Raw genomic sequence first — 25832 nt, 5'->3', positions numbered from 1 at the left:
ACAGGCCTAACCACTAACCTGGAGTGTCAAGGATCAACCGAAGACGATCCGTCAAGCATCACCCGAAGTCCAACAGCCCCACCACTTCCGCTATGACGTCGGATGGTGCTTGACAGTTACTTCGGCTGGTCCTCGACGCTGCGCGGGGCCGCTCGGTTCAATGCAGCCCGATGCCTCACCCGGCGCTGAGCGCGTTGAGCAGCGCATCCCACAGCTCGGTGGAGGTGAGTGTGGGAATGTCGTTGATTGTGGTCATTCCGTCGACGACCGTTGTGGCCGAGTCGATTTCGGCCGGTGTCAACCCGAGGTAAGCCTCGTGGAGTTCCAGCCCGAGCATGAGATCCTGCCAACTCATGCCCAAGACGCCGGGTTCCGCGTAGGCATCACCGTGAATGTTGTACACGTCGGTCGGGTACAGGTCGTTGGGGACGACGCTGGTGTTGGCGCCGAGCATCACGAAACGCAGAGCGTCGCTGGGGACGCCGGCGTCGGCGAGTTGCTGTTCGGCGAGGGAGGCCACCAGGCTGCTTTGCGAGTAGGTGAAAATGGTCAGCGGGTCGCTGCACACACCGGAGGCGTCGCAGTCCATGTCGCCGGCGGCGTAGTCGGCGAGGACCGCGTTGACCAGGATGGTTTCACCCTGCGCAACGCTCTGGTCGAAGTCGTTGGTTTCGGGAGTGGTCAGTGCCAGCGTCGACGCGGTGGTGCCCTCATACCCATTCGGTTCGAGGTACAGGTTGAGCGCATCGCTGATGTAGGCGGCATTCGGTGTCGGGATGCCGGTCGGGCCCAGGATCAACGCGTTGGTTGATCCGTAGAGGAAGTCATAGCTGTCGTCGGCGGCGTTGGCAGCGGCGGCCAACCCCAGCGCGGCGCCGCACAGGGCGGCGCCAAGGATCACTTGCTTCATAGGTCCCCCTGGTTGCAAGTTCACAGATGATGGCGCCGAGCTGCGCTGATCGGCAGGTGATTGCGTTGGCCGACCCCGCAGTAGATAGCGAGCGCCCTGTGGCAGCGGTTGTCGACGGCGTAACTATTTCAGGTTACGCCAATCTCCGTCTCCGAAATCAAAATATCGCCGCGCGACATTGTTACGACGGCCCCCTCGATGCCCGCACCGACTGGTTCCCCCAGTTGGCTAAGCCCAGTGCCCGGCCGCTGCCGTCAAAGTCAACGGCAGCGGCCGAACAGCGGTCACACGTGAGCGAGTTCTACGCTGCGGACGCTTAACTCACACCCCATGCATCACACGTGGAAGAACGAGGTGAACAGCGCTTGGAACAGCTCGGGCATCGTGAGTGCGTCGATCTCGTTGAACGTGGTCAGCCCCTCGGTAACCGATGTGGCCGCGTCGATCTGGGCCGCCGTCAACCCGAGGTAGGCGTTGTGGACTGCCAACCCGTACAGCACGTCCTCCCAGTTTGTGTTCCCGAACAGCAGGTCTATCCAACTCTGGGTTAACGAGTGCGTCGTATAGATGTCGCCTTCGATGTTGAATACTTCGGTGGGGTACATGTCGGTGGGGACCGCGCCGGGGGTGGCGCCGAGCATCACGAAACGTAACGCGTCGGTGGGGATGCCGGCCTTCTCGAGGTCGTCTTGGGCGTAAGCGGCGATCAGGCTGCTTTGGGAGTAGGTGAAAATGGTCAGCGGATCGCTGCACACACCTGCATGGTCGCAACCCATGGCGCCGTCGTTGTACTCGGCCAAGACCGCGTCGATGAGAATCTTTTCGCCGCCCGGGACACTCTCAAGGAAGTCATAGGAGTTGGGGAGCGTCAGCGCCTGTGACGACGCAACGGTGCCCTCGTACCCCAGCGGATCGAGGTACAGGTCGATCCCGTTACTGATGTAGTTGGCGCTCGGTGTCGCGATTCCGGTCGGGCCCAGGACCAACGCCTCGCTTGAGCCGTACAGGAAGTCGTAGGCGGCCTGGGTGGTGACGTCGGCGGCGGTGTCGGCGTTGGCGTGGGCTGCGCCAGCCAGTGCCAGCGCGGCTCCGCACAGTGCGGCGCCGAGGATCATTTTCTTCATGATGTCCCCCTTGTTCGGAGAGGTCTAGATGGGGTCGCCCCGCTGTTCTGCAGGGCGCGTGATTGCGTAGGCCGACACCTCTAGGGGTGGATGTCGGTCGCGCTGGTTGGGCACCGGTTGCCTAAGTTGAATTATTACCGCTGGCGTCAATTCCGTCCAAGGATTCGAAATATTTCCTGAGCGACGTTGAGGGCGTCATCAGGTCGCTTGCGCCGCCTGCCCACCCTTGACACCGCGTCATCACGGACCGTGCCATTGACAAATGGCGCAATCGATGATGTCCTCGCAGGCGTGATGGAGCCCGACGGACCCCACCTGCCGGCCGTACCGACCCGCGCTTCGTTGCGTGCGGTGCTGTCCGCCACCACCGCCCGCTGGACGCTGGGATGCCTCACCAGCGCGATCCCGATGAACCGGCCGGGTGTGAGGTTCGGACGTGGGTTGATCGCCACTATCATGGCCACGTTCGGGTCGATGCCTGGCGGCACCCGGATCGAACCGGTGATCGCCCCGGGGGTGCGGGGCGAATGGGTGCTCGGGCCGGGCGTCGAGTTCGGCAAGCGGGCCGGCTACTACGTGCACGGCAGCGCCTACGTGATCTGCTCGGCGCGCACCCACCGCAAGCTGGTCGCGAGGCTCTCGCAGGCCACCGGTCTGCCGATGTTCGTGGTGGACTACCGGCTGGCGCCCGAGCACCGGTTCCCGGCCGCCGCTGACGACGTCGAAGCCGGCTACCGGTGGTTGTTGGGCCAGGGCTATGCGGCATCGGACATCGTGATCGGTGCGGACTCCGCGGGCGGGCACCTGACCTGCGACCTGTTGCTCGCCCACGCCGACGACCCGGATCTCCGGCCGGCCGGCGTGGTGTTGTTCTCGCCGCTGATCGATCTCAGCCTGGATCTGGCCCTGGAGCAGGAAGCGGTGCGCCGCGACCCGGCGATGTCGGCGCGCGCGGCGCGCCGAATGGTGGGGCTTTACCTGCACGGACAGGACCCGGCCGACCCGCGCCTTCGCCTCGACTTCGGCAAAGCGGATCGGTTGCCGCCGATGCTCATTCAGGCCGGTGGCTTCGAGATGCTCAGCGCCGACGCGCGTTACCTGGATGCGGAACTGCGCCGGGCCGGCGCAACCAGCACCCTGGAGATCTGGCCGGGGATGGTGCACGTCTTCCAAGCCCTGCCGCGGCTGGCGCCCGAGGCGTCGTCAGCGCTGCGCCGAGCGGCGGCCTTCATCGCCGAGGTGTTCGGTGACACCCGATCTGACGAACTCGAAGAGGTGAGCTGATGTTTGGAATCGACACGGTGCTCAACGTTTTTCGCCGTGAGCAGCGCACGGTCAACGCCAAGGCGGTGGTCACCGGCGCCGGCAGCGGCATCGGACGTTCCTTCGCCCTGGAACTGGTGCGCCGCGGCGGCGACGTCATCTGCGCGGATATCGACGAAGCACGCGCGGCCGAGACGGTGGCGCTGATCGAGCAGCTGCCCACCGGCACCGGGCACGCGGTGCAGTGCGACGTCTCGGACCGTGACGCGGTCGAGCGGCTGGCTGAGCAGGCTCAGGAGATATTCGGCGGCGCGCCGACCCTGGTCATCAACAATGCCGGCGTCGGTATCGGGGGAAAGCCCGTGGGTGACATCGGCTTCGAGGACTGGGACTGGGCCCTTGGCATCAACCTGTGGGGCGTGGTCTACGGCTGCGAGGTCTTCACCCCGCTTCTGCGCGAGGCCGGTCGCGGCGGAATCATCAACGTGGCCTCAGCGGCCGGGTTCGCCGCCGCCCCCTCGATGGCGGCATACAACGTGTCGAAAGCCGGTGTGATGTCGCTGTCCGAGACGCTGGCCGCCGAACTCGACGGCACCGACATCGCCGTCACCGTGCTCTGCCCGACCTTTGTCAAGACCAACGTCTTCACCGACGGCCGGATCACTCCCGGTTCGATGAGCCTGAGTCAGCAGCTGGCCCGCTGGACCGGATTGTCCGCCGACAGCGTCGCGGCGCGCACGCTGGACGCGCACGACAGCGGCCGGCTGTATGTGGTGCCGCAGATCGACGCCACCGTCATCTGGCACCTGAAGCGACATTTCCCCGCGCTGTACGCCCGTGGCGCCGGCCTGCTCGGCCGCGTCCTGCCCAAGAACTGACCCGTCTCACGAAAGGAATACAGCCGATCATGGCGATGGACCTCGACGACATGCTGCAGAAGATCAAGGACAAGCAGTGGGCCTTGGTCGATATCGACTGGGATGCCCCGGGAGCCGAGCTGATCGAGCCGGAGCTGTGGGCCAAGCTCAAGCCGTTCATGACCGACCTGATGTGGATCGAGAACGTCGGCGCCCGGGGCTTCGCGGCGCTTGCCAAGAAGGCCCCGACCCCGACGCTGAAGAGCATCTATGAGCACTTCCACGCCGAGGAGCAGAAGCACGCCAACGCCGAGCTCGCGTTGATGCGCCGGTGGGGCATGCTGGAGGACGACGAGATCCCGCCGCCGAGCGTCAACGTGCAGCTGGTGATCACCTGGCTCGACAAGTTCTCCGATGGCATGTCGCTGTCGATTCTGGGCACCGTCATCCCCATGCTGGAGGTGGCCCTGGACGGCGCGCTGATCAAGTTCATCACCGACGAGGTCAAAGACCCGGTGGCCCAGGAAGTGTTCAAGCGGATCAACTCCGACGAGTCGCGCCACCTCGCGGTCGACTTCGAGGTGATGGACATTCTCGGCCACGCGGACCTGCGGAAGCTGGCGGTCGAGTTCGTCGGCAGCTGGATGAACCCGGCGCTGCTGATCGGTACGTTGAGCTACTTCCCGCTGCTGAACAAGATGCGCGACAACATCGTGGCGATGGGTGTCAACGAAGAACGCCTCTACCAGGCTATGCGGCGGTTTCGGAATGTCGGTGAGCGAAGCGCTTTCGTCCGGCGCGTGCCGATGTACCAGTTCATCTCCTGGCACAGCAAGAAGGTGATCGACCGCACCTCCAAGTACCATTGGCTGGCCGACTCCCTGGTTGCGGTCACCAGCGTCATCCCCAAGTCACTGGTGGAGTACACCCCGTCGTGGTCGGACGAACTGACCTACGAGCCGGTCGCGTGACGGGGCAGGACATGACGATCTCCGCAGCGATCATCGGCGCCGGGTTCGCCGGCGTCGGTGCCGCCATCCGCCTCAAGGCGCAGGGCATCACCGATTTCGTCATCCTCGAACGCGATTCACGCGTCGGTGGCACGTGGCGAGACAACACCTATCCCGGTGCCGAATGTGACATTCCCTCGCGGCTGTACTCCTACAGCTTCGCCCGAAACCCCGAGTGGTCCCAGACCTATTCGGGCAGTGCGGAGATCCTCGGCTACATCGACAGCATGGTCGAATCCGCCGGAATCGCACCGCATATCCGGTTCGGCCACAACGTGACCGGTGTCGCCTACGACGCTGAGGCAGGGGAGTGGACCGTCGGTCTTTCTGACCGGGAGCCGCTGCGGGCCCGGGCCGTGATCGTGGCTTCGGGGCCGCTGGCAAATTGCAGCTTCCCGAATATCCCGGGCATCGAGACCTACGAAGGCCACAAGATCCACAGTGCCCGTTGGGATCACGACTACGACTTCGCCGGCAAGAAGGTGGCCGTCGTCGGCACCGGCTCCAGCGGGGTGCAGATCATCCCGGAGCTGGTCAAGGTCGCAAAGTCGGTCAAGGTGTTCCAGCGCACGCCCGGCTGGGTGCTGCCCAAACTCAACACGTCGACCGGTGATCGCCTCAAGCAGATCTACAAGCACGTGCCGCTCGCCGAGAAGCTGATGCGGTCCGCGTGGTACTGGGGGCACGAGTCGGTGGCCCTCGGCGTGGTGTGGGACACCCCGCTGACGAGGCTGGTGGAGGCCCTCAGTGCCGCCAACCTGCGTCTGCAGGTGAAGGATCCCTGGATGCGTCGCCAGCTGACACCGGACTTCTCGGCCGGCTGCAAGCGGTTGCTGATGACCAGCGACTACTACCCGGCACTGCAGGCGGATAACTGCACCTTGGTGACCTGGCCGATTGCCCGGTTGTCGCCCAAGGGCATTCGCACCGTTGAGGGGATCGAGCACCAGTTCGACGCCATCGTGTTCGCCACCGGCTTCGATGTCTCCAAGGCCGGGACCCCGTTCCCGGTCACCGGCCTGGACGGCCGCGATCTGGCCTCGGAGTGGAGCCGCGGCGCCTACGCCTACCGCAGTGTCGCGGTGTCGGGTTATCCGAACCTGTATTTCACCTTCGGCCCGAACTCGGGGCCCGGCCACAACTCGGCACTGGTCTACATGGAGGCCCAGATCGACTACATCGTCGAGGCGATCGCCAAACTGCTGCAGTTCGACTGGAAGTCGCTGGACGTGCGGCCCGAGGTTCAGGCCCGCTACAACCAGAACATCCAGCGGCGGCTGAAGTCCACCACCTGGAACTCCGGGTGCCAGAGCTGGTATCTGACCGAGGACGGCTTCAACGCCACCATGTTCCCGGGGTTTGCCACCCAATACGTCAACCAGCTCAAGACGGTTGACCTGAAAGACTTCAAGATCACCGTGGCCGAGACCAGCCGCGACCCGGTCCTGACCACCTAGGCTGCGCTGGTGACCGAGTACCGGATCGACGACCTGGCACGGGAGGCGGGTACGACCACCCGTAACGTGCGGGTCTACCAGGAGAACGGCCTGCTGCCCCGGCCCCAGCGCCGGGGCCGGGTCGCGATCTACACCGACCGGCACCTCAGCCAGCTGCAGGCGATCATCCGGTTGCTCAGCGAGGGCTTCACGGTCAAGCACATTCTGAAGTTTCTGACCGGGCTGCAGCGCGGTGAGGGCCTGGTCGAGGTGCTCGATCTCGCCGATCTGGCCGAGCTGGTGACCACTCCGTGGTCGAACCCGGTGTCGCAGAACATGAGCCGAGACGAACTGGAGACCCGGCTGGGCGGGTTGGATGAGCCGATGCTGCGTCGATTGGCCGATAGCGGGGTGATCGAGCCGACCGACGTCGAGAACAACTACGTGGTAACCGATCTGCGTCTGGTCGAGGACTTTGCCGCCTTGGTCTCCCGCGGCATGCCACTGGCAGCGCTGCTGGACGCGGTGGGCGTCGTCGACGAGAAGCTAGACGAGGCGGCCGGAGTCATGGCCCGCAGCGGATATTCGGAGGTGGTTCGTCAGCGGGGCACCGGGTGGCTACCCGGCAACGACGCCGAACTCGCCTGGGCCGCCGATCTGGTCGATGCCATGCGCCGGGTGGCAAGGCGGGTGGCACACGCGAGTCTGGACCGCGCGTTCGACGCCGCGGTACGAGCCGAATTGTGGCAGTACCAGCAGGAAAGCAAAGAGCACGGCGCTGGCCGCGACGAGAGCTCCTGACCCAAGCGGCGGGGCAACCGCACCCAAGAATCGCCGTGGCGTTACCGGCGAGGCGAAACTACACTCTTGAGTTCATGGCCATCCGGCGCGCGGTGCTCGTCATCGCCGACATCGGCGGCTACACCGCCTACATGAACTGGAACCGGACCCACCTGGTGCACGCCCAGATGGCGGTGGCCGCGCTGCTGGAATCGGTCATCGACGCCGCCAAAGGCATGAAGCTGGCGAAGCTGGAGGGCGACGCGGCCTTCTTCTGGGCGCCCAACGGCGACGCCCAGGCCCTGGTCAGCGACCGGCTGGCGCGGATGCACCAGGCGTTTCTCAACCGGCGGTCCCGTATCGAGAACGGCCGCAAGTGCAACTGCGACTGCTGCAAGCAACTGATGAACCTGTCGCTGAAGTTCGTCGCCCACCAGGGCGAGGTGGCCGAGCAGAAGGTCAAGCGCCACACCGAACTCGCCGGCCTCGACGTCATCCTGGTGCACCGGATGCTGAAAAATCAGGTGCCGGTACCGGAATACGTGCTGATGACCGATCCCGTCGCACAGTGCCTCGACGAGCCGGTCCGGCAAACCTGCCTGCCGCTGATGCACGACTTCGAGGGCCTCGGCGAAACCTCGACGTACTACCTGGATCTGGCGAACTCGGCGGCGCAACCGCCCGCCGAGGCCATGGGATGGGGCGGCCGGATGAAATTCCGGTTCAAGGCGCTGCCGTTCGTGGTCGGCGCCAAGCAACCCTGCGCAGGATTCCGCGGCCTGGGCCGCGGCATCCCCGAACTCTCGACGGGCTGATGGAGCATTGACCTCAGCTGACCCGGGACCCTTCGAGATAGGCGGCCAGCGCATTGGTCAGACCGCGCCGAGCCTCCTCGAGGTCGGCATAGGAGCCCAGCTGACGCTCGGAGACCAGCCCGCGCATGGCGCCCGGGATGAGGGCGGCCACCTCGCGCACCCGCACCGGGTCGACCCCGAGGTCGGCGAATGCGCGGTGACAGGTCTGTAGCCAGCTCTTGCCCCAGGAGAACAATTCCGCGGCCGTGCGCGGATACAACCGCTCCAGCTCGTGGTGGTCGCGGGGGAGCGCGGCCCGCAGGTTTTCGATCGCGCGGGAGTCCTGCGACGCCAGCCCGTGATAGAGCGTGTCGATGATCGCGGCCACTCGATCCCGTAGCGGCGCAACACTTTCCAGCCCGGCGAATGCCGACATCGTCGCATCCCGGCGCTCGGCGGTCCGGTGCAGCACCGCCGCCCAGAAGCCGTCGACGTCGCCGAACTGATACTGCACCGCACCCCAGGTGGCGCCGCTCTCCTTGGCGATCCGGCTCGCCGACACCGCCCCTGGGTCCCCGGTGGCCAGCGAGCGCACCGCGGCATCCAGCATCGCCTCGCGGGTCGCCTGCCCGCGCTTGTTGCTGCGCCGCGGCGCCGGTGGGGTCATTCCGGGAATCCTAGCAACATTTACATAGTGGGCACTATGATTCTTCGGGACGGCGAACTATGCTGCGACACAGCCGCCCGGGAAAGACCGCCGAGAGGACACCAGCCCATGGCCAAACCGCCGCTGTCGATGAAGCCGACCGGCTGGTTCCAGGTCGCGTGGTCCGACGAGATCGGCATCGGCGACGTCCACACCATGAAGTACTTCGGCCAGGAGATGGTCGCCTGGCGCGCCGAATCCGGTCAGCTCACCGTGATGAACGCCTACTGCGAGCACCTCGGTGCGCACCTGGGTTACGGCGGCACCGTCCACGGGGAGGTGCTGCAATGCCCGTTTCACGGCTGGCAGTGGAACTCCCAGGGCCGCAACGTCTGCATTCCCTACCAGGACAAGCCCAACCGCGGCCGGCGGATCGGCACCTACCCGGTCATCGAGCGCAACGAGTCGGTCTACATCTGGCACGACGTGCACCGCCGCGAGCCGTTCTTCGACGCGCCGGATGTGTTCGCCGCCTTCGATGATCGCAGCGCCGCCGACTACTACCCCCAACGGCGGCTCTACCGGCAGACCCTGGAGATGCACCCGCAGTACGTCCTGGAGAACGGGGTGGATTTCGCGCACTTCAAGTACGTGCACCGGACTCCGATCGTGCCGGTGTTCACCCGCCACGACTTCGCCGAACCGGTGTCCTACGTCGACTTCACCATCACCTTCGAAGGCGACGACGGCCAGCGCATCGAAGACGTCAACAGCGGTGTGGAGGCCATCAACGGCGGCTTGGGCATCGCGGTGACCAAGAGCTGGGGGATGATCGACAACCGCACCATCTCGGCGATCACCCCCGTCGATGACTCCACCTCCGATGTGCGATTCATGGTCTACATCGGCCGCACACCGGGCGGTGATCCGGCGCGCGCCGAGACCAGGGCGGCCGAGTTCGGGCGGGAAGTGATCCGCCAGTTCGAACAAGACATCCACATCTGGTCGCATCAGCGCTACTCGGATCCACCGGCGCTGGCCACCGCGGAATACCAAGGCTTCACCGCAATCCGCCAGTGGGCCAAACAGTTCTATCCCGACGGCATCGGCGGCAGTGCTGCCGAGGTCTACGCCCAGAAAGGCTCACCCGCATGACCGCATCCGCTGCACCGATCCGCGTGTTCCAGGTCGCCACCGGCAACGTCGGCTCCGAGATGATCAAGCGGATCGCGGCCCGGGACGACCTCGAACTCATTGGTGTGCACTGCTATTCGCCGGACAAGATCGGCAAGGACACCGGGGAGCTGGCGGGCACCGCGGCCAACGGGGTCAAGGCGACCGGCAGCATCGAGGAGATCATCGCCGCCAAGCCCGACGTGCTGACCTTTCACGGGGTGTTCCCCGATGAGGATCTCTACGTGCGGGTGCTGGAGGCGGGCATCAACATCGTCACCACCGCTGACTGGATCACCGGCTGGCACCGCGACCACAACCACCCGCACCCGTCGGGAAAGCCGGTGACTCAGCTACTTTCCGAAGCTTGCGAAAAGGGTGGCGCGACGTTCTACGGCACCGGGATGAACCCGGGGCTCAACCAGATCCTGGGCGTGGTGGCAGCCGCCGACGTCGCCGACATCGAGAACGTCACCACCATCGAATCGGTCGACGTGTCGTGTCACCACTCCAAGGAGACCTGGATCGAGGTCGGCTACGGCCAGCCGGCTGACGACCCGGAGATCCCGGCCAAACTGGAGAAGTTCACCCGCGTCTTCGCCGACAGCGTGCTGATGATGGCCGACTGCTTCGACCTGACCCTCGATGAGGTCATCTTCAGCTACGAGCTGGGCGTGTGCACCAAAGACGTCGACCTGGGCTGGTACACCCTGCCCCAAGGATCGCTGGGCGGCAGCTACATCAAATACCAGGGCATGGTGGACGGCATCGCGCGCATCGAGACCCACCTGGAGTGGCAGATGACCCCGCACACCGAACCGAACTGGAAGATCAAGGGCTGCTACATCACTCGGGTCACCGGCGACCCGTGCGTCTACAACAAGCACATGATCTTGCCCAAACCCGGTGTGGATCTGTCCAACCCGGACAACTTCGCCTCGATCGGAATGACCGTGACCGGCCTGCCCGCCCTTAACGCGATCCGATCCGTGGTGGCCGCCCCGCCGGGCTTGTTGACCAGTGCCGACCTGCCGCTGCGCGGGTTCGCCGGGCGCTTCACGCTCTGACCGGCCGAGGGCCGGCGCAGCGCTAAGGGGCCTCGGCGGGAAGCGGCGTGCCGGCGCTGCCTTCGGGCAGCGGGGTGCCGGAACTGCCGGCGGGCGGCGCAGCCGGGCGTGACGACGGGCTTTGCGCCGGCGCGGGCGCCCGATTGCTGTTGCCTCCGTTTGTCGGAGCCTGCGGCTGCGGCGCGGCCGGCCGGGCCTGCGGCTGCGGTGCCGGTGCCACCCATCGGATCAAATCGGCGCCGCCGGCCTGATAGACCAGGCTGTCCGGGGCATCGCCGGTGACGTCGAAATAAACCTTGCCGCTGGTCTTTTGGCCTTGGGACAGGCCCGTGGGCACGATGCCCTGCGGAGTGGCCACGGTGAACAGCGACTGATAGTTCTGGCCGCTGGCCGAGCGGGCGCTGAGGTTGGCGACGATCGGGACAACCGTGCCCTGAATCGCCTCGTCGGTGGCGGTGGCCTCCCACAGGGTGCCACGCGGCTGGTAGGGGATGGCGTCGGTGCTGGGCCGCAAATCGTTGACCGTCCAGCCGTGCACGCCGGGTCCCTCGGGCAGCGTGCCCTGGGCTCCGAGCGGATGGGTGACCGGGGCCGGGTCAGGGCCGTCCGCGGCGGCGGTCCCGGTGCTGAACGCGCCGGCGACAGTCAGTGCTCCCGCTGCCAGGGCGGTCGAGATCGACTTCATGGGTCTGACTCCTCAGGTCGGTGGCATCCCGCTTATTGGTACTCAAGTACTGAATCGTAACGGGCCACCGGTCGGGCTGCCGTGAAACGTAGTCCGGCCCGGCCCCGCGGGAGCGGAGACCGGGCCGGACCGATGAACTACGACGTGCTCGGTGCTATCCGGTCGCGTTGCTCGCGCCGCTGGCCGCCGGCGTGCCCTGGCTTCCCGCCGGAACCGGCGAGTTGCCGGCCTCGGTGCCCTGCGGGTTGGCCGGAGCCGTGCCTTCCGATCCCGCGGCCGGCGCAGCGGCGCTCTCCGCCGGAAGCGGCGTGCCGGAGCTGCCCGCCGCCGCCGGGGTGTTTCCGGCAGCCGCGGGAGCCGAAGCCTCCGGGGTGCCCGCCGAAGCCGAAGCCGGCGTCTCCGAGCCGTTGGCCGCTGCCGAGGTGCCCTCGGTGTTGGCCGTGGCCGCCGGGGTGCCGTCGGCCTCGGCCGGCAGCGGGGTGCCCTGGCTGCCGGCCGCAGCCGGGGAGCTGCCGGTGGTCTGGTTGCCGGCCGGGTTGGTCTGCGTGCCCGACTGGGCCGGCTTCGGGCTGGTGGCCGCCGGGCTGTGTCCAGCGGTGCCGGACGGGGCCGACGAACCACCGGACGGGGCGGCCGAAGCGGCCTGGGTCCAGATCAGCTGGTCTTTGCCGGCGAACTGGTAGATCGCGCTGTTGGGCGCGTCGCCGGTGACATCGAAGTAGATCTTGCCGCTGGTCTTCTCGCCCTGCGCCAGGTTGGAGGGGTTCACCCCCTGCGGGGTGGCAACGGTGAACAGCGCGGGGTAGGTCTGGCCGCTGGCGGAACGCGCGCCGAGGTTGGCGATCACCGGGGTGACGTTGCCCTGGATGGCCACGTCGGTGGCGGTGGCTTCCCACAGGGTGCCGTGCGGCTGGTAGGGGATGGCATCGGTGCTGGGGCGCAGGTCGCTGACCGTCCAGCCCTGGATGACCCCGCCGTTGTCCACGGTGCCCTGAGTGCCGAGCGGATGGGTCGTCGCGGTGACGTCACCGGCGTCCGCGCCGGCGGTCGCGACGCTGACGGCTCCGGCGGCAGCTAACGCTCCGACTGCGGCCACGGCGGTAGTGATCAACTTCATTGTTCGTTGACTCCTCGGTTCGACTGGATTTCGGGGGTTGTGCAGTCCAGACCGCAAATCCTAACGGATTTGACCATGACGTTTGTTCATGTCTCAGGGTTGAATAGCAAATAGCGCGCGGCGCCGTCGGTGAACGGCGTTCAGGAATGCGAACTCCACCAGGTGTAGAGCTGCTCCAGCGACGGCGTGCTGTGCTCGGTGTGCAGACGGGCCAGAACCAGATTGGTGTCGTTGGTCCACGCCAGGGTCGGGGAACCTTGGCGCATACCGCACAGCAGCATCCCGCTCGGCTTGTCCGGGGTGGCGGTTCGGTGCCAGGCGCCCGGCGACTGGATCCGGCCGGGGCAGGTGACGACGGTGGCGGCCTGCACGGTGTTGTCGAAGCTCAGGTGCAGCGCCCCGGCGTCCGGGAACAAGGAGTAGGTCGCCGAGGGCGGGCCGTCCACGTCGATGTTGCGACCGCAGTTCACCTCCGCGACGGCGCCACCCATCGGGGTGGCCGGCGTGCAGGTGTCCTGCGGATAACCGGGGGGCAGCAGCTTGAGCAACCGGGCCTGGGCTTCGGCGGACGCCATGGACGTCGCGGGCCCGTTCGCTGCCGCGACGGTCCCCGCGTCGGCGGTATCGGCGGCGAGCTCTTCGGTACCCGACCGGTTCGTCATCCAGGCGATCAGCCCGACGACCACGGCCAGTGCCGCCGCAAGACCCAGCAGCTGCTTGCGTCTACCGGGGTCGCGGTAGCCGGGCAACGGCCGCGGCGAGCTGAACCAGTCGTCGTCGGCGGTGGAGATGCGTGGAACGCTGGATTGCGCGACCGGGCGGGCGGTGCCGACCGAGGGTGCTGCCGGAAGAGCGGATTCGGGTTCTGCTGCGGTGACGGGCGGAGCCGGTGGCGGGTTCGGGGTCTCCGGCGGCACGCTCGGCTTCGGCTGCTCGATCAATGGCGGGGTGGACTGCTGGCCGGCCTCGTACATCTGCAACGTCCGGTGTTGATCAGGTGCACTCAACGCCTGATAGGCCGCGGTGGCCAGCTCGGCGGCGTTGGCGAAGCGCTCTCTGGGGTCCTTGGCCATCCCCATGGCGATCACCGCGTCAAAGGTGGGTGGGATCGTTGACCCGGCATAGCTGGGCCGCGGAATCGGCTTGCTCAGATGAGCATTGGCCAGCATCTTGACGCTGTCGGCGCGGTACGGCGGCGAACCCGTCAGGCACTGGTAGAGCACGCACGCCAACGAGTAGACGTCGACGGCCGGGCCGAAGTCACCGCCGGAGAACAGCTCCGGTGCGGAGTACTTCCAGCGGGCGCCCGCCTGTTCGGCGTCGGTCGCGTTCGCCCCGGGCGCACCGGCGATCCCGAAATCCACCAGGTAGACGAAGTCATCACTGGTCAGCAGGATGTTGCGCGGCTTGACGCCCCGGTGGATCACCCCGGCGGCGTGCGCGGCATCCAGCGCGGACGCGGCCTGCCACACGATGTTCACCGCGCGGGACGGGGGCAGCACACCGGTACGTTTCAACAGGGCGGACAGGTCGGCGCCGGGCACCAGCGGCATGTCGATGAACACTTCGCCGTCGAGCTCGCCGTAATCGCGGACCGGGACGACGTGCGGCTCCTGGACCCGCCCGACGGTGAGCGCCTCCCGCTGCAACCATTCCCGAAACGCCGGATCCCGGCCCAACGCGGGTGCGAGCAGTTTGACCGCGGCGGTGCGGTCCTTGTGGGTGTCGACGGCCTCATAGACCTCGCCGGTGGGACCGCGGCCCAGCAGGCGTTTGAGGAGATAGCGCCCAACCCGTGACCCAGCCCGCGAACCCGGCGCGGTCTCGCTCATCATCGACTCCTCAAGTCAGACCCGTGAACGCCGATCACCGCACCGGCGGCCCGACGACATTGCCGCCAATAATTTCATCATTGAACCGGTCGGCTATCAGCCGGTCGCGTCAACGTCCCCCGAATCCGGCGCGGCCTTCCCGGTCAGCGACCGGTCAGGTTGCTGATCGTCATGATTTCCAGGTTGCGGTAGGCGCGGCCGGTGGGCTGCACCAGATCGTGGAACCAGACCTGTGGGGCCGAGTCATAGGGGCTGTCCCAGGAGTCCCACGGCAGGTAGGTCTGTGTCCGCCCGGCGACGAAACCCCAGTTGTAGGCGCCCACATTGTGACGCTTCATGATCGGCAGAATTCCGTCGATGGTGTTGCCCTTGGTGCGCGCCAGGTATTCGGTGCACATCATCGGCCGGCCCAGCGGCGCGAGCTCGGCGATCCGCTCACTGAACATCGCCGGCTTGTCGTAGGAATGGAAGGTGATGATGTCGGAGCTGTTGAGCTGGGTGTTGACGATGGCGCTGCCCTGCCGCGAGCCCTCCCAGATCCCACTGGTCAGCGGCTGACGGGCATCGACCGACCGGGCCCAGTTGAACACCTGGGGAAGCAAGTCACTGATGAGGTCGAGCTTGTCGGACCGCTCGACGCTGCTGTACTCGCGGGCCATGTTGTCCGGCTCGTTCCATAGGTCCCAGGCCAGAACCCGCTCGTCGTACCGGAATTGGGTCATCACACCGGTGACGTAGTCATACAGGGTGCGGTAGTAGTCGCGGTCACCGAGCCGCTCGGCGCCCGGGCTCTGCACCCAGCGTGAGTTGTGGATGCCGGGCCGCGGTGCCGGCTGCGGTCCCGCCTTGGGGTGCGGGTCCCAACAGGAGTCGAACAGCACGAACATCGGTTTGATGCGGCGCCGGGCGGCGACGGAGACGAACTGGGCCAGCCGGTACTGGAAGCCCTTCCGGTCGGCCGCCCACAACTGGTCGTGCAGAAAGACCCGCACCGTGTTGAAGCCGGCCGAGCGGGCCCAGCCCAGCTCGGCGTCGATGCGCCGCAGGTCGAAGGTTCCGGGTTGAAACATCTCCAGCTGGTTGACGGCGGTCGAGGTGATGTAGTTGGAGCCGACGGGCCAGCCCTGCGCCTGGTACCAGCGGTTGGCCCGGTCGACCGACCACCGGCCGGGGTCTGCGCCGGCCCGCGGGATCCGGCTCAGGGTGGGACCCGCCGCCAACAGGAGCGGCAGCCCCAGTGCTGTTCGACGTTTCACGCTGTGACCATAACGTCCGGACTCCTCGGGCGGGGTTTGGCCGTCCGGCCTGTCGCTGGGCAAATCGGGCGTGCGCCACCGGGACAACAGCGGCCACCTACACTGCACCGAATACGTTCGCTCCGTTTCGCGTTGTCGGGAGGCCGACTGTGTCGCAGCACCTGCAGGACAAGGTCGTCGTCGTCACCGGCGCCGGCGGCGGATTCGGCAAACTCATCGCCGAGAAGTGCGCCGCCGCAGGTGCCCACGCCGTCGGGGTGGATATCGGCGAGGCGAACCTCGCGGCCGTCTTCGACGGGATCCGCGCGGCCGGACATTCCGGCACCCATCACGTTGCCGACGTGACCGACATGGCGCAGATGACGGCCGCGGTGCAGCACGCGGTACAGACCTTCGGCGCGGTCGATGTGATCGTCAACAACGCCGGCGTGATGCCGCTGGCCTACTTCGCCGACCACGCGCGGGCCTGGCAGCAGTGGCACCGTGCGATCGACATCAACATCAAAGGCGTGGTGAACGGGATCTCGGCCGTCTACGACCAGATGATCGAACAGGGCCGGGGCCACGTGGTCAACATCTCGTCGATCTACGGCAACGCCGGGGTGGCGGGCTCGGGCGTCTACAGCGCGACCAAGGCAGCGGTCACCGTGCTGTCGGACTCGTTGCGCAGCGAGGCCAAGGGAAAGATCAAGGTGAGCACCGTCAAGCCGACCGGCGTGCTGGGCACCAACCTGGCCAGCGGCGTGGTCAACGGCGCGGCGATCATGGGCATCGTCGGATCCCGCGCTGCGAGCTACACGCAGTCGCTCACCGCGTTCGCCGACGGCACCCTGACGGCCGAGCAGACCGACATCGACTCGGTGAAGTACTGGCTGATCACTCCCGAGGACCTCGCCGACGCCGTGGTTCACGTCATCGACCAACCGTGGGGCATCAGCATCAGTGACATCACGGTGCGGGCAAGCGGCGAAGACTACCTCTACTGATCCCGATGTCTGGCCAAACCGTCTGGGATTCGCCGGCTTTCACCGCCGCAGACGCGGCCCGCTATCACGACGCCGGCTGGTGGTCTGCGACCACGCTGTCGGATGCGGTTCGCCGCAACGCGCAACGATTCCCGCAGCGCGCCGCCTATGTCGACTACCTCGGTGCGGGACTGACCTGGCGGGAATTCGACGCGGCGGCAGACACCCTGGCGGCGCAGCTGACCGGTATCGGCGTGCGCCCGCATGACCGGATCGCGGTGTGGCACCGCGACTCCGCAGCCATCCATGTGCTGTTCGTGGCGATCGAACGGTGCGGCGCGGTGGTGGTGGGCATCGGTGCGCGCGCCGGCACCCGAGAGGTCAACGCGATCCTGGCCGGCGCGCAAGCCAAGCTGCTGATCACCGACGAGCAGCGGCACGCGGCAGCCACCGGCCTGCCGATCGAAACGCTGAGCATCGATGAACTGGGCGCGGCCGCCGAAAACGCTGTGCCGGGGCCGCAACTCGGCGCCGACGACGTCTTCTTGATCAACTCCACCTCCGGCACCACCGGGCTGCCCAAGTGTGTGGTGCACACCCAGAACCGTTGGCACTACTTTCACCAATGCGCGGTCGTCAACGGCGCGCTGCGGGCCGACGACGTCTTCGCGCCGATCATCCCCACGCCGTTCGGCTTCGGGCTGTGGACCAGCCACACCACCCCGATCCACCTCGGCGCTACCGCCGTGCTGTTGGACCGCTTCAGTGCGGCGGCGACCTGTGCAGCCATCGCGCAGCATCGGGTCACCGTGTTGTGCTGTGTGAGCACACAATTGACGATGATGATGGCCGACGCGGCCAGCCGCGATTTCGACCTGAGTTCGCTGCGTGTGGTCTTCACCGGCGGGGAGGCGCTGCCCTACCGGCCGGCCGCGGAGTTCGAGGAACTCACCGGCGCGAAGATCCTGCAGTTCTACGGCTCCAACGAAACCGGGCTGCTCAGCGGAACCACCCTCGACGACCCGTTGGAGAAGCGGCTGCGCACCGGCGGGCGGATCGTCGGCGAGATGCGGGTCCGGCTGTTCGGCGGCGAGGACGGCAACACCGACGTGACCGGCACCGGCCGCGGCCAGCCGGCCTGCCGCGGCCCGGCGACCAGCCTCGGCTACCTGAACGGGATTGATCACGACAAGCTGTTCACCCCCGACGGGTGGATGCGCATGGGTGATATCTGCGAGATCGACGCCGAAGGTTATCTGAGCGTCACCGGCCGGACGTCGGACTTCATCCTGCGCGGCGGCAAGAACATCAGCGCCGCCCAGGTCGAGGATGCTGTCATGACCCACCCGGCGATCGCGGTGGCCGCCGCGGTCGCGATGCCCGATGAGGTGTTCGGCGAAAAAGTCTGCGTCTACGTGGAATTGGCCAATGCGGGAAGCCTCGAATTGCCCGAACTCGTCGAGCACCTGCTGTCGCTCGGGGTGTCCAAAGAACTGCTGCCCGAACGCCTGGTCGTCCTGGAGGAACTGCCGCGATCATCTGGCGGAAAGATCGCCAAAGGGCAACTGCGGGACTACTCGTAGCCCTCGTAGACCTGCGATGGGCCCTCTGGGGTGATTCGATACCCCACCGTCGCGACATGCACCTCACCGACCGGATCGAGTTCTCGGTAGCCGCCGAACAGCTCGATGTCGTTGTCCGCCAACCCCACCCGGAACCCGCCCCACAGGTAGGGCACCGGGAACCACAGCTGCTTTCCCGGCAGCTCGTGCAGCACCTCGACCGGGGGATAGCGGAACATCTGGCGCAGGTCGACACCGCGGAACAGCTGCTGGATCAGGTCGTCGATGATTCCGGTCAGCTGGGCGTTGAGCGCGGCGATCCGGTCGGCCTCCAGCGGCGCCGCCGGGGGCCGCAGCACCGCCAACAACTCCGCGGGCCGGTCGTGCTCGACGGCGATGTCGTAGGCGGTGCGCCCGGCGGCATCGGGCTGGCTGCGTAGCGCTCCCTGCTCGATGAGCCACGACGCCACATCCGCGGGCGCCCCATGCCAGCCGGCTTGATGCAGCACGGTCAGCCAGGTCTTGCCACCGGGCCGCCAGGCCTTGACGTCGACGACGTGGTCGCCCCGGTTCAGTTCGCGGACGACGTGGCGCCATTTGCCCCGCTTGGCCGCGTCGGCCAGATACAGCGCGGCCTGGGCCTGCCGGTTGCCCAACAGCGAGCGGTCCATCACGCCCGGCCACAGCGGTGCGTTGTTGCGGATCTCGTTGTAGGTCGTCACGCGGCCATCATGCCTTGAAACCCCGCCGCCACGTCGGTCCCGGTTCTCGTCGGAGCGGTTCGGTAGGGTCCCTGCGCGTGACCCAGAACGTAACGCTTAAACCGGTGAACGCCCGTCTGGCAGCGGAACTGGCCGTTGCTGAACGGCAGGTCGCGGCCGCCGTCGCCCTGCTCGACGAGGGCGCGACGGTGCCGTTCATCGCCCGCTACCGCAAGGAGGCCACCGGCAGCCTGGACGACGGCCAGCTGCGCACCCTCGAAGAGCGGCTGCGCTACCTGCGCGAGCTCGACGACCGCCGGGCCGCCGTGCTGACCTCGATCGAAGAACAGGGCAAGCTCACCGATCAGCTGCGGGCCGCGTTGCTGGGCGCCGACACCAAGGCCCGCGTCGAGGACATCTACCTGCCCTACAAGCCCAAGCGCCGCACCAAGGCGCAGATCGCTCGCGAAGCGGGTCTGGAACCGCTGGCCGACCAGCTGCTGGCCGACCCGACGGCCGATCCGCAACAAATCGCTGCGGGGTTCATCGGCGACGCGGTGGCGGATGCCGCGGCGGCCCTGGAGGGGGCGCGCGCCATTCTGGTCGAACGCGCCGCCGAGGACGCCGAACTGGTGGGCGCCGTCCGGGAGCGATTCTGGTCGGCCGGTTGTTTGAAGACCGCGCCGCGGTCGCCGGAAGCCGCGAAAGACGCCGCCGCACAAAAGTTCCGCGATTACTTCGAGTTCAGCGAAGCACTGGAGGGGATGCCGTCGCACCGGGTGCTGGCCGTACTGCGCGGCGAGAAGGAGGAGGCCCTGGCGCTGGCCTTCGACGGCGGCGACGGCGCGCCGTATCAGGCGATGGTGGCGAAATCGCTCGGCGTCGATTTGACCGCACCCGGCGCGGCCACGCCCTGGCTGGCCGAGACGGTGCGGTGGGCGTGGGAGACCCGCCTGGCGTTCTCCGCGGCGGTCGATGCCCGGATGCGGCTGCGGCAACGCGCCGAATCCGATGCGGTCGCGGTGTTCGCCCGCAACCTCAAGGACCTGCTGTTGGCCGCGCCGGCCGGCAACCGCACCACCCTCGGCCTCGACCCCGGCTTCCGCAGCGGGGTGAAGGTGGCCGTGGTGGACGGCACCGGCAAGGTGCTCGACACCTGCGCGATCTTTCCGCACCAGCCGCAGCGCCAGTGGGAGGCGGCCAAGGCGACGCTGGCCGCACTGGTCGCCCGGCACGGCGTGGACCTGATCGCCGTCGGCAACGGCACCGCGTCGCGCGAAACCGACGCCCTGGCCGCCGAGCTGATCGCCGACCTGCAGTCCGCGGGTGCGGCCGCACCGGTCAAGGCGATGGTCAGCGAGGCCGGTGCCTCGGTGTATTCGGCGTCGGCCTACGCCGCCCGCGAACTGCCCGATCTCGACGTAACCCTGCGCGGGGCGGTGTCGATCGCCCGGCGGCTGCAGGATCCGCTGGCCGAGCTGGTCAAGATCGAGCCGAAGTCGATCGGGGTCGGCCAGTACCAGCACGACGTCACGCCGGGAAACCTGGCGCGCAGCCTCGATGCGGTTGTCGAGGACGCCGTGAACGCCGTCGGCGTCGACCTCAACACCGCGTCGGCGCCGTTGCTGGCCAAGGTGTCGGGGGTGTCGGAGTCGTTGGCCGAAGCCATCGTGTCCCACCGCGACCAGACCGGGCCGTTCCGCAATCGGGCCGCGCTGCTCGACGTGCCGCGGTTGGGGCCTAAGGCATTCGAGCAGTGCGCGGGATTCCTGCGCATCCGCGGCGGCGACGACCCACTGGATTCCTCCGGGGTGCATCCGGAGGCCTACCCGGTGGTGCGGCGCATCCTGGACCGCTCCGGGATTTCCCTGGCCGAGATCATCGGCGACGAACGACTGCTGCGGTCGCTGCAACCCGGCGACTTCGCCGACGAGCGGTTCGGGATCCCGACCGTGACCGACATCCTGGCCGAGTTGGAGAAGCCCGGCCGTGACCCGCGGCCGGCGTTCTCCACGGCGACGTTCGCCGCGGGCGTGGAGAAGGTGGCCGACCTCAAGGCGGGCATGGTCTTGGAGGGGGTGGTGACCAACGTCGCGGCGTTCGGCGCCTTCGTCGACGTCGGGGTGCACCAGGACGGCTTGGTGCACGTCTCGGCGATGGCGGACCGCTTCGTCTCCGATCCGCACGAGGTGGTCCGCTCCGGCCAGGTGGTGAAGGTGAAGGTGCTTGACGTCGACGTCGACCGCCAGCGGATCGGGCTGAGCCTGCGGCTGGGGGACAAACCGTCTCGCGGCCCGGCCGCCAAACCGGCTGCGGGCCGAGACACCGGCAAGCAGAATCGGGGGGTGCGGCGGGGTAACGGCGGCGGTCGCCGGGACGCGGCGCCGGCCGGCGGGTCGATGGCCCAGGCGCTGCGGGACGCCGGATTCGGAAGGTGAGGACTCCATGGGGACGGTAGATACCGACGTCGCAGCACAATTCGCCGGTATCGTCGGTGCCGGCGGCCTGCTGACTGGTGAACAGATCGGCCCCGACTACTCCCACGACGAGGCGCTGGTGGGCGCACCGGTGACACCGGGCTATGTGGCTCGCCCGCAGACCGCCGAGCAGGTGGCGGCGCTGCTGGCCGCCGCCACAGAGGCCAAGACTCCGGTGACTGCGCGCGGTTCGGGCACCGGTCTGTCGGCGGGTGCGCGGCCCTGCCCGGACGGACTGCTGATCTCCTTCGAGCGGATGAACGCGGTCCTGGAGATCGACACCGACAACCAGGTCGCCGTGGTGCAGCCCGGGGTCACCCTGGCCGACCTGGACACCGCCACCGCCGAGGCGGGGTTGATGTACACCGTCTTTCCCGGGGAGCTGTCGGCCAGTGTCGGCGGCAACGTCGGCACCAACGCCGGTGGCATGCGCGCGGTCAAGTACGGGGTGACCCGCCACAACGTGCTCGGGCTGCAGGCCGCGCTGCCGACCGGCGAACTGATCCGCACCGGCGGGAAGATCACCAAGCTGTCCACCGGATACGACCTCACCCAGCTGATCATCGGCTCCGAGGGCACCTGCGCGCTGGCCACCGAGGTCACCGTGCGGCTCTACCCGCGGCTGGCGCACTCGGCCACCCTGCTGGCCCCGTTCGCCGACCTGCCCGCGGTGATGCGCGCGGTGCCGACGGTGGTGCGCAGCGGGGTGGACCCGGTGATCCTCGAATACGTCGACAAGCTCACCCTGGCCGCGATCAGCTACGCGCAGAACCTCAACCTGGGCATCCCCGACGCCATCCGGGAGACCGCCGAGGCGCACCTGGTGATCGGAGTGGAGAACCGCGACCGCGACCGCCTCGACGACGACGTGGCCAAGCTGGGCGAATTGCTGGGCTCGCTCGGAGCGGTCGATGTCTATGTGCTGGAGGGCAATTCGGCGCACGCCTTGATCGAAGCCCGGGAGAAGGCGTTCTGGACGGCCAAGGCCGCCGGTGCCCACGACGTCATCGACGTGGTGGTCCCGCGTGCGGTCATGCACGAGTTCTTCACCCGCGCACAGGCTTTCGCGCAGCAGGTGGGCGCCGGCGTGGTCGGCTGCGGGCACGCCGGCGACGGCAACGTCCACCTGGCGGTGTTCTGCGCCGACGACGATGTCCGGCACCGGCTGCTGCACGACATCTTCTCCGCGGCCATGGCGTTGGGCGGCGCGATCTCCGGTGAGCACGGCCTGGGGCGGGTCAAGACCCAACATTTCCTGGAACTGGAAGATCCGGTCAAGATCGCCCTGATGCGCCGGATCAAGGACGCCTTCGACCCCGCCGGCATCCTCAACCCCGGCGTGCTTCTATAGGCAGCAGATCGCGAGCACCACGCACTCTTCGGTGTTGGTAAGAAAGGCAGCCAGATGACCAACGGAGCCCAGGCCCTGATCACGACCCTGGTCGACAGCGGCGTGCAGGTCTGCTTCGCCAACCCCGGCACCTCCGAGATGCACTTCGTCGCCGCCTTGGACTCGGTGCCGCAGATGCGCGGGGTGCTGTGCCTGTTCGAAGGCGTGGTGACCGGCGCGGCCGACGGCTACGCCCGCATCGCCGCAAAACCGGCCGCCACCCTGCTGCACCTGGGCCCCGGGCTGAGCAACGGCCTGGCCAACCTGCACAACGCCCGCCGTGCGCACGTGCCGGTGGTCAACGTCATCGGGGATCACGCCACCTACCACAAGAAATACGACGCACCGCTGGAGTCCGACATCGAGCCGCTGACCGACTGGACCCACGGCTGGGTGCGTCGCACCGGCGCCGGGACCGAGGTCGGCCGCGACGCGGCCGAAGCGGTGGCCGCGTCCATGGCCAGCCCGGCGCAGGTGGCCCACCTGATCCTGCCCGCCGACATCTCCTGGGACGACGGCGCTCAGCCGGCTGGGCCGGTCGACCCGGTTCCCGCGGCCGCCCCCGACGAACACGCTGTCGCCGAGATCGCCGAGGTGCTGCGCAGTGGCGAGCCGGTGGCGATGTTGATCGGTGGACCCGCCGCTGCCGACGTCGGCGCGCTGCAGGCCACCGACCGGATCGCCGCCGCGACCGGGGCCCGCGCGCTGGTGGAAACCTTCCCGGCCCGGCTGGCCCGCGGCGCCGGCGTGCCGGCGATCGACCGGCTCGGCTACCTGGCCGAGCAGGCCGCCTTCCAGCTCGACGGGATCAAGCACCTGGTGGTCGCCGGCACCCGGGCCCCGGTGTCGTTCTTCGCCTATCCGGGCAAGCCCAGCGACCTGGTTCCCGAAGGTTGTGCGGTGCACAATCTGGCCGGCCTCGAAACGGACGTGGCCGCCGCGCTGACGCAATTGGCCGACGCGGTGGCGCCCGGTGTGCCGCCGCGGCCGGCGCCCGCCGCCGCCCCGGAACTCCCGGCGGGACCGCTGACCCCGCAGAACTGGGTGCAGGTGATCGGCGCGCTGCTGCCCGAGGGCGCGATCATCTCCGATGAGTCCAACACCTCTGGCCTGATGCTGCCCGCGGCCACCGCCGGGGCGCCGCGCCACGACGTGCTGGCGCTCACCGGCGGGGCGATCGGGCAGGGGCTGCCGGTCGCCCTGGGTGCTGCCGTCGCCGCGCCGGACCGGCCGGTGATCGCGCTGCAGGCCGACGGCAGTGCCGCCTACACCATCTCCGCGCTGTGGTCGATGGCGCGGGAGCACGCCGACGTCACCACGGTGCTGATCAACAACAGCTCCTATGCGATTCTGCGGATGGAGCTGGCTCGGGTGGGCGCCGAGGGAGGGGGCCCCAAAGCGAACGATTTGCTCGACCTGTCGCGGCCGAACATGGACTTCGCCAAGATCGCCGAGGGGTTCGGGGTGCCGGCGAGCGTGGCGACCACCTGCGAGGGACTCGCCGAACAGTTCCAGCGCGCCCTGGCCGAACCGGGGCCGCACCTGATCGACGCGCGAATCCCCAGCGTGTTCTGAGGGGACGCGGTCTAACTGATCGTCACGCGATTCGCGGCGAACGCGGCGCCCTCGTGGGCCTTGCCGTCCTGCACGTACATCAGGTGCGGGATGACGCTGCCGCTCTCTTCGCAGTAGATGTCACCGGCGAGGCAGAAGTCGATGCTCTTGGGCTGGTACGACGCGGCGAGCACCGGCAGCGGTCCACCCCACAGCGAGGTGGAGTACGGACTCGACGGCGGACCGAACAGCGCCACCGCGACGACATGGTGGGCGATCGCGGGAGGCAGCGAATTGCTCGACATCTCGATCACGCTGGCGCCCTGCGAATAACCGCCGAGTACGAGTTTGGTGTTCGGGCAGTTGGCAACCGTGGCCTGGATGTGCGCGGTGGCGTCGCTCTCGCCGAGCAGTGCGCTGTTGCGGTAGTCGGTGCTCGCCGGGTACTCGACCGGGTAGACCCGCACGTCGCCGTTGGGCAGCTGGTCCTTGAGGGAAGCGACGAAAGCCTCTCCGACGTCGCCGAGACCGGGGGGTTGCCCGGAGCCGCGGGCGAACACCACCTCGGTGTCCGGGCAGGGCTCGGCGGCGGCGGCCGGCATGCCCGCCGGCGTACCCAGCAGGGCCCCGGCCAGCGCCGCCGTGGCGGCGACGGCGCCCACAGTGTCGCGCAAAGTCATCCTTGAATGCTGACATGCCGCCGGCTCGCGACGGGCCCGCGGGTCGAAATTCGGTGCGACCCGCAGGCCCGACAGCAAACCACCGCGGCGAATTGCCCCAAGACCAAGATGGTGCTCAGCGGCTTCTCGCAGGGCGCCGCGGTGATGGGATTCTCCACCGCCAATGCCATCCCCGACGGCGTCGTCGGCGTGGATGTACCACGGCCGATGGCCCCCGAGGTGGCCGACCACGTCGCGGCGGTGGTGCTCTTCGGCACGCCCAATGAGCGGGCGATGAACTTCCTGGGCCAGCCGCCTCTGGTCATCGGTCCCGCGTACGCCGCGAAGACCATCCAGCTGTGCGTGCCGGAAGACCCGGTCTGCTCCGAGGGAATGAATTTCTCGGCGCACTACCCGGGCGCCTACGACGGGATCGTCGAGGAAGGCGCCGCCTACGCGGCAAACCGGCTGTAACCACTGTGTTTGCCATGCAGCACCGCCGCGGTGGTTTGCTGTCGGGCCTGCGGGTCGCACCGAATTTCGACCCGCGGGCCCGTCGCGAGCCGGCGGCATG

The 25832-nt window shown here is 67.8% G+C and carries 23 protein-coding genes; 14 read left to right on the top strand and 9 right to left on the bottom strand.

The window, feature by feature from the left end; all coding sequences use genetic code 11:
- Positions 1-175: 175 nt before the first annotated feature.
- Together A5648_RS19345 and A5648_RS19340 are read right to left on the bottom strand one after the other, a co-directional pair.
- Entirely contained in the window at positions 176-910 is a 735-nt protein-coding gene (locus tag A5648_RS19345; RefSeq protein ID WP_065026100.1) for a PE-PPE domain-containing protein, read from the bottom strand.
- Between the two features lie 335 nt (positions 911-1245).
- Complete coding sequence (locus A5648_RS19340; protein ID WP_065026099.1) at positions 1246-2034, bottom strand: PE-PPE domain-containing protein; 789 nt, start codon at positions 2032-2034, stop codon at positions 1246-1248.
- Positions 2035-2328: 294 nt separating this feature from the next.
- Here A5648_RS19340 and A5648_RS19335 point away from each other — a divergent pair, with 294 nt between their 5' ends.
- The 6 genes from A5648_RS19335 (at position 2329) to A5648_RS19310 (ending at position 8195) form a co-directional block, all read left to right on the top strand.
- Positions 2329-3318 (top strand): alpha/beta hydrolase, encoded by a 990-nt coding sequence (locus A5648_RS19335; RefSeq protein ID WP_065026098.1) that lies wholly within the window; start codon positions 2329-2331, stop codon positions 3316-3318.
- Complete coding sequence (locus A5648_RS19330; protein WP_109470857.1) at positions 3318-4175, top strand: SDR family NAD(P)-dependent oxidoreductase; 858 nt, start codon at positions 3318-3320, stop codon at positions 4173-4175. Before A5648_RS19335 ends, A5648_RS19330 begins: the two co-directional genes overlap by 1 nt.
- Positions 4176-4204: 29 nt before the next feature.
- Positions 4205-5125, top strand: a complete 921-nt coding sequence (locus tag A5648_RS19325) for a reductase (RefSeq protein ID WP_065026096.1) — start codon at positions 4205-4207, stop codon at positions 5123-5125.
- Between the two features lie 11 nt (positions 5126-5136).
- The gene (locus A5648_RS19320; protein ID WP_065026095.1) at positions 5137-6621 is read left to right on the top strand and encodes a flavin-containing monooxygenase; all 1485 of its coding nucleotides are present in this window, start codon (positions 5137-5139) and stop codon (positions 6619-6621) included.
- Positions 6622-6630: 9 nt separating this feature from the next.
- Complete coding sequence (locus tag A5648_RS19315; RefSeq protein ID WP_065026094.1) at positions 6631-7401, top strand: MerR family transcriptional regulator; 771 nt, start codon at positions 6631-6633, stop codon at positions 7399-7401.
- A 74-nt stretch (positions 7402-7475) separates the two neighbouring features.
- Entirely contained in the window at positions 7476-8195 is a 720-nt protein-coding gene (locus tag A5648_RS19310; RefSeq protein ID WP_065026093.1) for a DUF2652 domain-containing protein, read from the top strand.
- Positions 8196-8208: 13 nt separating this feature from the next.
- Here the strand turns inward: A5648_RS19310 and A5648_RS19305 are convergent, their stop codons facing one another.
- Positions 8209-8841 (bottom strand): TetR/AcrR family transcriptional regulator, encoded by a 633-nt coding sequence (locus tag A5648_RS19305; protein WP_065026092.1) that lies wholly within the window; start codon positions 8839-8841, stop codon positions 8209-8211.
- A 108-nt stretch (positions 8842-8949) separates the two neighbouring features.
- Between A5648_RS19305 and A5648_RS19300 the strand changes: the two genes are divergently transcribed.
- Positions 8950-9975 (top strand): Rieske 2Fe-2S domain-containing protein, encoded by a 1026-nt coding sequence (locus tag A5648_RS19300; protein WP_065026091.1) that lies wholly within the window; start codon positions 8950-8952, stop codon positions 9973-9975.
- Positions 9972-11060: an NAD(P)H-dependent amine dehydrogenase family protein gene (locus A5648_RS19295; RefSeq protein WP_065026090.1), complete on the top strand. Its 1089-nt coding sequence runs from the start codon at positions 9972-9974 to the stop codon at positions 11058-11060. The genes A5648_RS19300 and A5648_RS19295 overlap by 4 nt, the downstream gene beginning before the upstream one ends.
- A gap of 22 nt (positions 11061-11082) precedes the next feature.
- On the opposite strand, the gene A5648_RS19290 is transcribed toward A5648_RS19295, so the two are convergent.
- The 4 genes from A5648_RS19290 to A5648_RS19275 all read right to left on the bottom strand — a co-directional run bounded on the left by A5648_RS19290 (position 11083) and on the right by A5648_RS19275 (position 15950).
- Positions 11083-11745: an MPT63 family protein gene (locus A5648_RS19290; RefSeq protein WP_065026089.1), complete on the bottom strand. Its 663-nt coding sequence runs from the start codon at positions 11743-11745 to the stop codon at positions 11083-11085.
- Positions 11746-11899: 154 nt separating this feature from the next.
- Positions 11900-12862 carry an MPT63 family protein gene (locus A5648_RS19285; protein WP_065026088.1) on the bottom strand — a complete coding sequence of 321 codons (963 nt, stop codon included), beginning with the start codon at positions 12860-12862 and terminating at the stop codon, positions 11900-11902.
- 140 nt (positions 12863-13002) lie between these two features.
- A complete protein-coding gene (locus tag A5648_RS19280) occupies positions 13003-14694 on the bottom strand; it encodes a serine/threonine-protein kinase (RefSeq protein ID WP_065026103.1) in 1692 nt (563 codons plus the stop codon).
- A 143-nt stretch (positions 14695-14837) separates the two neighbouring features.
- On the bottom strand, positions 14838-15950 hold the full coding sequence (locus tag A5648_RS19275; RefSeq protein WP_065026087.1) for a cellulase family glycosylhydrolase: 1113 nt from the start codon (positions 15948-15950) through the stop codon (positions 14838-14840).
- A 149-nt stretch (positions 15951-16099) separates the two neighbouring features.
- On the opposite strand from A5648_RS19275, the gene A5648_RS19270 reads away from it, so the two are divergent.
- Together A5648_RS19270 and A5648_RS19265 are read left to right on the top strand one after the other, a co-directional pair.
- Positions 16100-16936: an SDR family oxidoreductase gene (locus A5648_RS19270; RefSeq protein WP_065026086.1), complete on the top strand. Its 837-nt coding sequence runs from the start codon at positions 16100-16102 to the stop codon at positions 16934-16936.
- Positions 16936-18498: a class I adenylate-forming enzyme family protein gene (locus tag A5648_RS19265; RefSeq protein WP_065026085.1), complete on the top strand. Its 1563-nt coding sequence runs from the start codon at positions 16936-16938 to the stop codon at positions 18496-18498. The genes A5648_RS19270 and A5648_RS19265 overlap by 1 nt, the downstream gene beginning before the upstream one ends.
- Here the strand turns inward: A5648_RS19265 and A5648_RS19260 are convergent.
- Positions 18489-19199 carry an ankryin gene (locus tag A5648_RS19260; protein WP_082966595.1) on the bottom strand — a complete coding sequence of 237 codons (711 nt, stop codon included), beginning with the start codon at positions 19197-19199 and terminating at the stop codon, positions 18489-18491. The two genes, A5648_RS19265 and A5648_RS19260, sit on opposite strands and share 10 nt — an antisense overlap.
- A 77-nt stretch (positions 19200-19276) precedes the next feature.
- Here A5648_RS19260 and A5648_RS19255 point away from each other — a divergent pair, with 77 nt between their 5' ends.
- From A5648_RS19255 to A5648_RS19245, 3 genes are read left to right on the top strand one after another with little or no spacing between them, the layout of a single operon-like run.
- Complete coding sequence (locus A5648_RS19255) at positions 19277-21616, top strand: Tex family protein (protein ID WP_065026084.1); 2340 nt, start codon at positions 19277-19279, stop codon at positions 21614-21616.
- A 7-nt stretch (positions 21617-21623) separates the two neighbouring features.
- Positions 21624-23006, top strand: coding sequence for an FAD-binding oxidoreductase (locus A5648_RS19250; RefSeq protein WP_065026083.1), 1383 nt, complete (start codon positions 21624-21626; stop codon positions 23004-23006).
- 54 nt (positions 23007-23060) lie between these two features.
- Positions 23061-24620 (top strand): acetolactate synthase large subunit, encoded by a 1560-nt coding sequence (locus A5648_RS19245; RefSeq protein WP_065026082.1) that lies wholly within the window; start codon positions 23061-23063, stop codon positions 24618-24620.
- Between the two features lie 11 nt (positions 24621-24631).
- Here A5648_RS19245 and A5648_RS19240 read toward each other — a convergent pair whose 3' ends face one another.
- Entirely contained in the window at positions 24632-25279 is a 648-nt protein-coding gene (locus A5648_RS19240) for a cutinase family protein (RefSeq protein ID WP_065026081.1), read from the bottom strand.
- Between the two features lie 6 nt (positions 25280-25285).
- Between A5648_RS19240 and A5648_RS19235 the strand changes: the two genes are divergently transcribed.
- Positions 25286-25732 carry a cutinase family protein gene (locus A5648_RS19235; RefSeq protein WP_428844357.1) on the top strand — a complete coding sequence of 149 codons (447 nt, stop codon included), beginning with the start codon at positions 25286-25288 and terminating at the stop codon, positions 25730-25732.
- Positions 25733-25832 lie beyond the last annotated feature (100 nt).

Origin of the sequence: Mycolicibacter sinensis (assembly GCF_001673565.1) — a bacterium.
Taxonomy (GTDB): domain Bacteria; phylum Actinomycetota; class Actinomycetes; order Mycobacteriales; family Mycobacteriaceae; genus Mycobacterium; species Mycobacterium sinense_C.
The sequence above is the reverse complement of the archived record's forward strand: the minus strand, read 5'-3'. Positions and strand labels throughout refer to the sequence as shown.

What these genes read in the sequence shown, in the direction of transcription:
- A5648_RS19295 (WP_065026090.1), top strand. Translation starts at nt 9,972, where the DNA reads ATGACCGCATCCGCTGCACCGATCCGCGTGTTCCAGGTCGCCACCGGC.
- A5648_RS19280 (WP_065026103.1), bottom strand. Translation starts at nt 14,694, where the DNA reads ATGAGCGAGACCGCGCCGGGTTCGCGGGCTGGGTCACGGGTTGGGCGC.
- A5648_RS19245 (WP_065026082.1), top strand. Translation starts at nt 23,061, where the DNA reads ATGACCAACGGAGCCCAGGCCCTGATCACGACCCTGGTCGACAGCGGC.
- A5648_RS19335 (WP_065026098.1), top strand. Translation starts at nt 2,329, where the DNA reads ATGGAGCCCGACGGACCCCACCTGCCGGCCGTACCGACCCGCGCTTCG.
- A5648_RS19340 (WP_065026099.1), bottom strand. Translation starts at nt 2,034, where the DNA reads ATGAAGAAAATGATCCTCGGCGCCGCACTGTGCGGAGCCGCGCTGGCA.
- A5648_RS19235 (WP_428844357.1), top strand. Translation starts at nt 25,286, where the DNA reads ATGCTGACATGCCGCCGGCTCGCGACGGGCCCGCGGGTCGAAATTCGG.
- A5648_RS19250 (WP_065026083.1), top strand. Translation starts at nt 21,624, where the DNA reads ATGGGGACGGTAGATACCGACGTCGCAGCACAATTCGCCGGTATCGTC.
- A5648_RS19325 (WP_065026096.1), top strand. Translation starts at nt 4,205, where the DNA reads ATGGCGATGGACCTCGACGACATGCTGCAGAAGATCAAGGACAAGCAG.
- A5648_RS19310 (WP_065026093.1), top strand. Translation starts at nt 7,476, where the DNA reads ATGGCCATCCGGCGCGCGGTGCTCGTCATCGCCGACATCGGCGGCTAC.
- A5648_RS19345 (WP_065026100.1), bottom strand. Translation starts at nt 910, where the DNA reads ATGAAGCAAGTGATCCTTGGCGCCGCCCTGTGCGGCGCCGCGCTGGGG.
- A5648_RS19300 (WP_065026091.1), top strand. Translation starts at nt 8,950, where the DNA reads ATGGCCAAACCGCCGCTGTCGATGAAGCCGACCGGCTGGTTCCAGGTC.
- A5648_RS19285 (WP_065026088.1), bottom strand. Translation starts at nt 12,862, where the DNA reads ATGAAGTTGATCACTACCGCCGTGGCCGCAGTCGGAGCGTTAGCTGCC.
- A5648_RS19290 (WP_065026089.1), bottom strand. Translation starts at nt 11,745, where the DNA reads ATGAAGTCGATCTCGACCGCCCTGGCAGCGGGAGCACTGACTGTCGCC.
- A5648_RS19320 (WP_065026095.1), top strand. Translation starts at nt 5,137, where the DNA reads ATGACGATCTCCGCAGCGATCATCGGCGCCGGGTTCGCCGGCGTCGGT.
- A5648_RS19240 (WP_065026081.1), bottom strand. Translation starts at nt 25,279, where the DNA reads ATGACTTTGCGCGACACTGTGGGCGCCGTCGCCGCCACGGCGGCGCTG.
- A5648_RS19330 (WP_109470857.1), top strand. Translation starts at nt 3,318, where the DNA reads ATGTTTGGAATCGACACGGTGCTCAACGTTTTTCGCCGTGAGCAGCGC.
- A5648_RS19305 (WP_065026092.1), bottom strand. Translation starts at nt 8,841, where the DNA reads ATGACCCCACCGGCGCCGCGGCGCAGCAACAAGCGCGGGCAGGCGACC.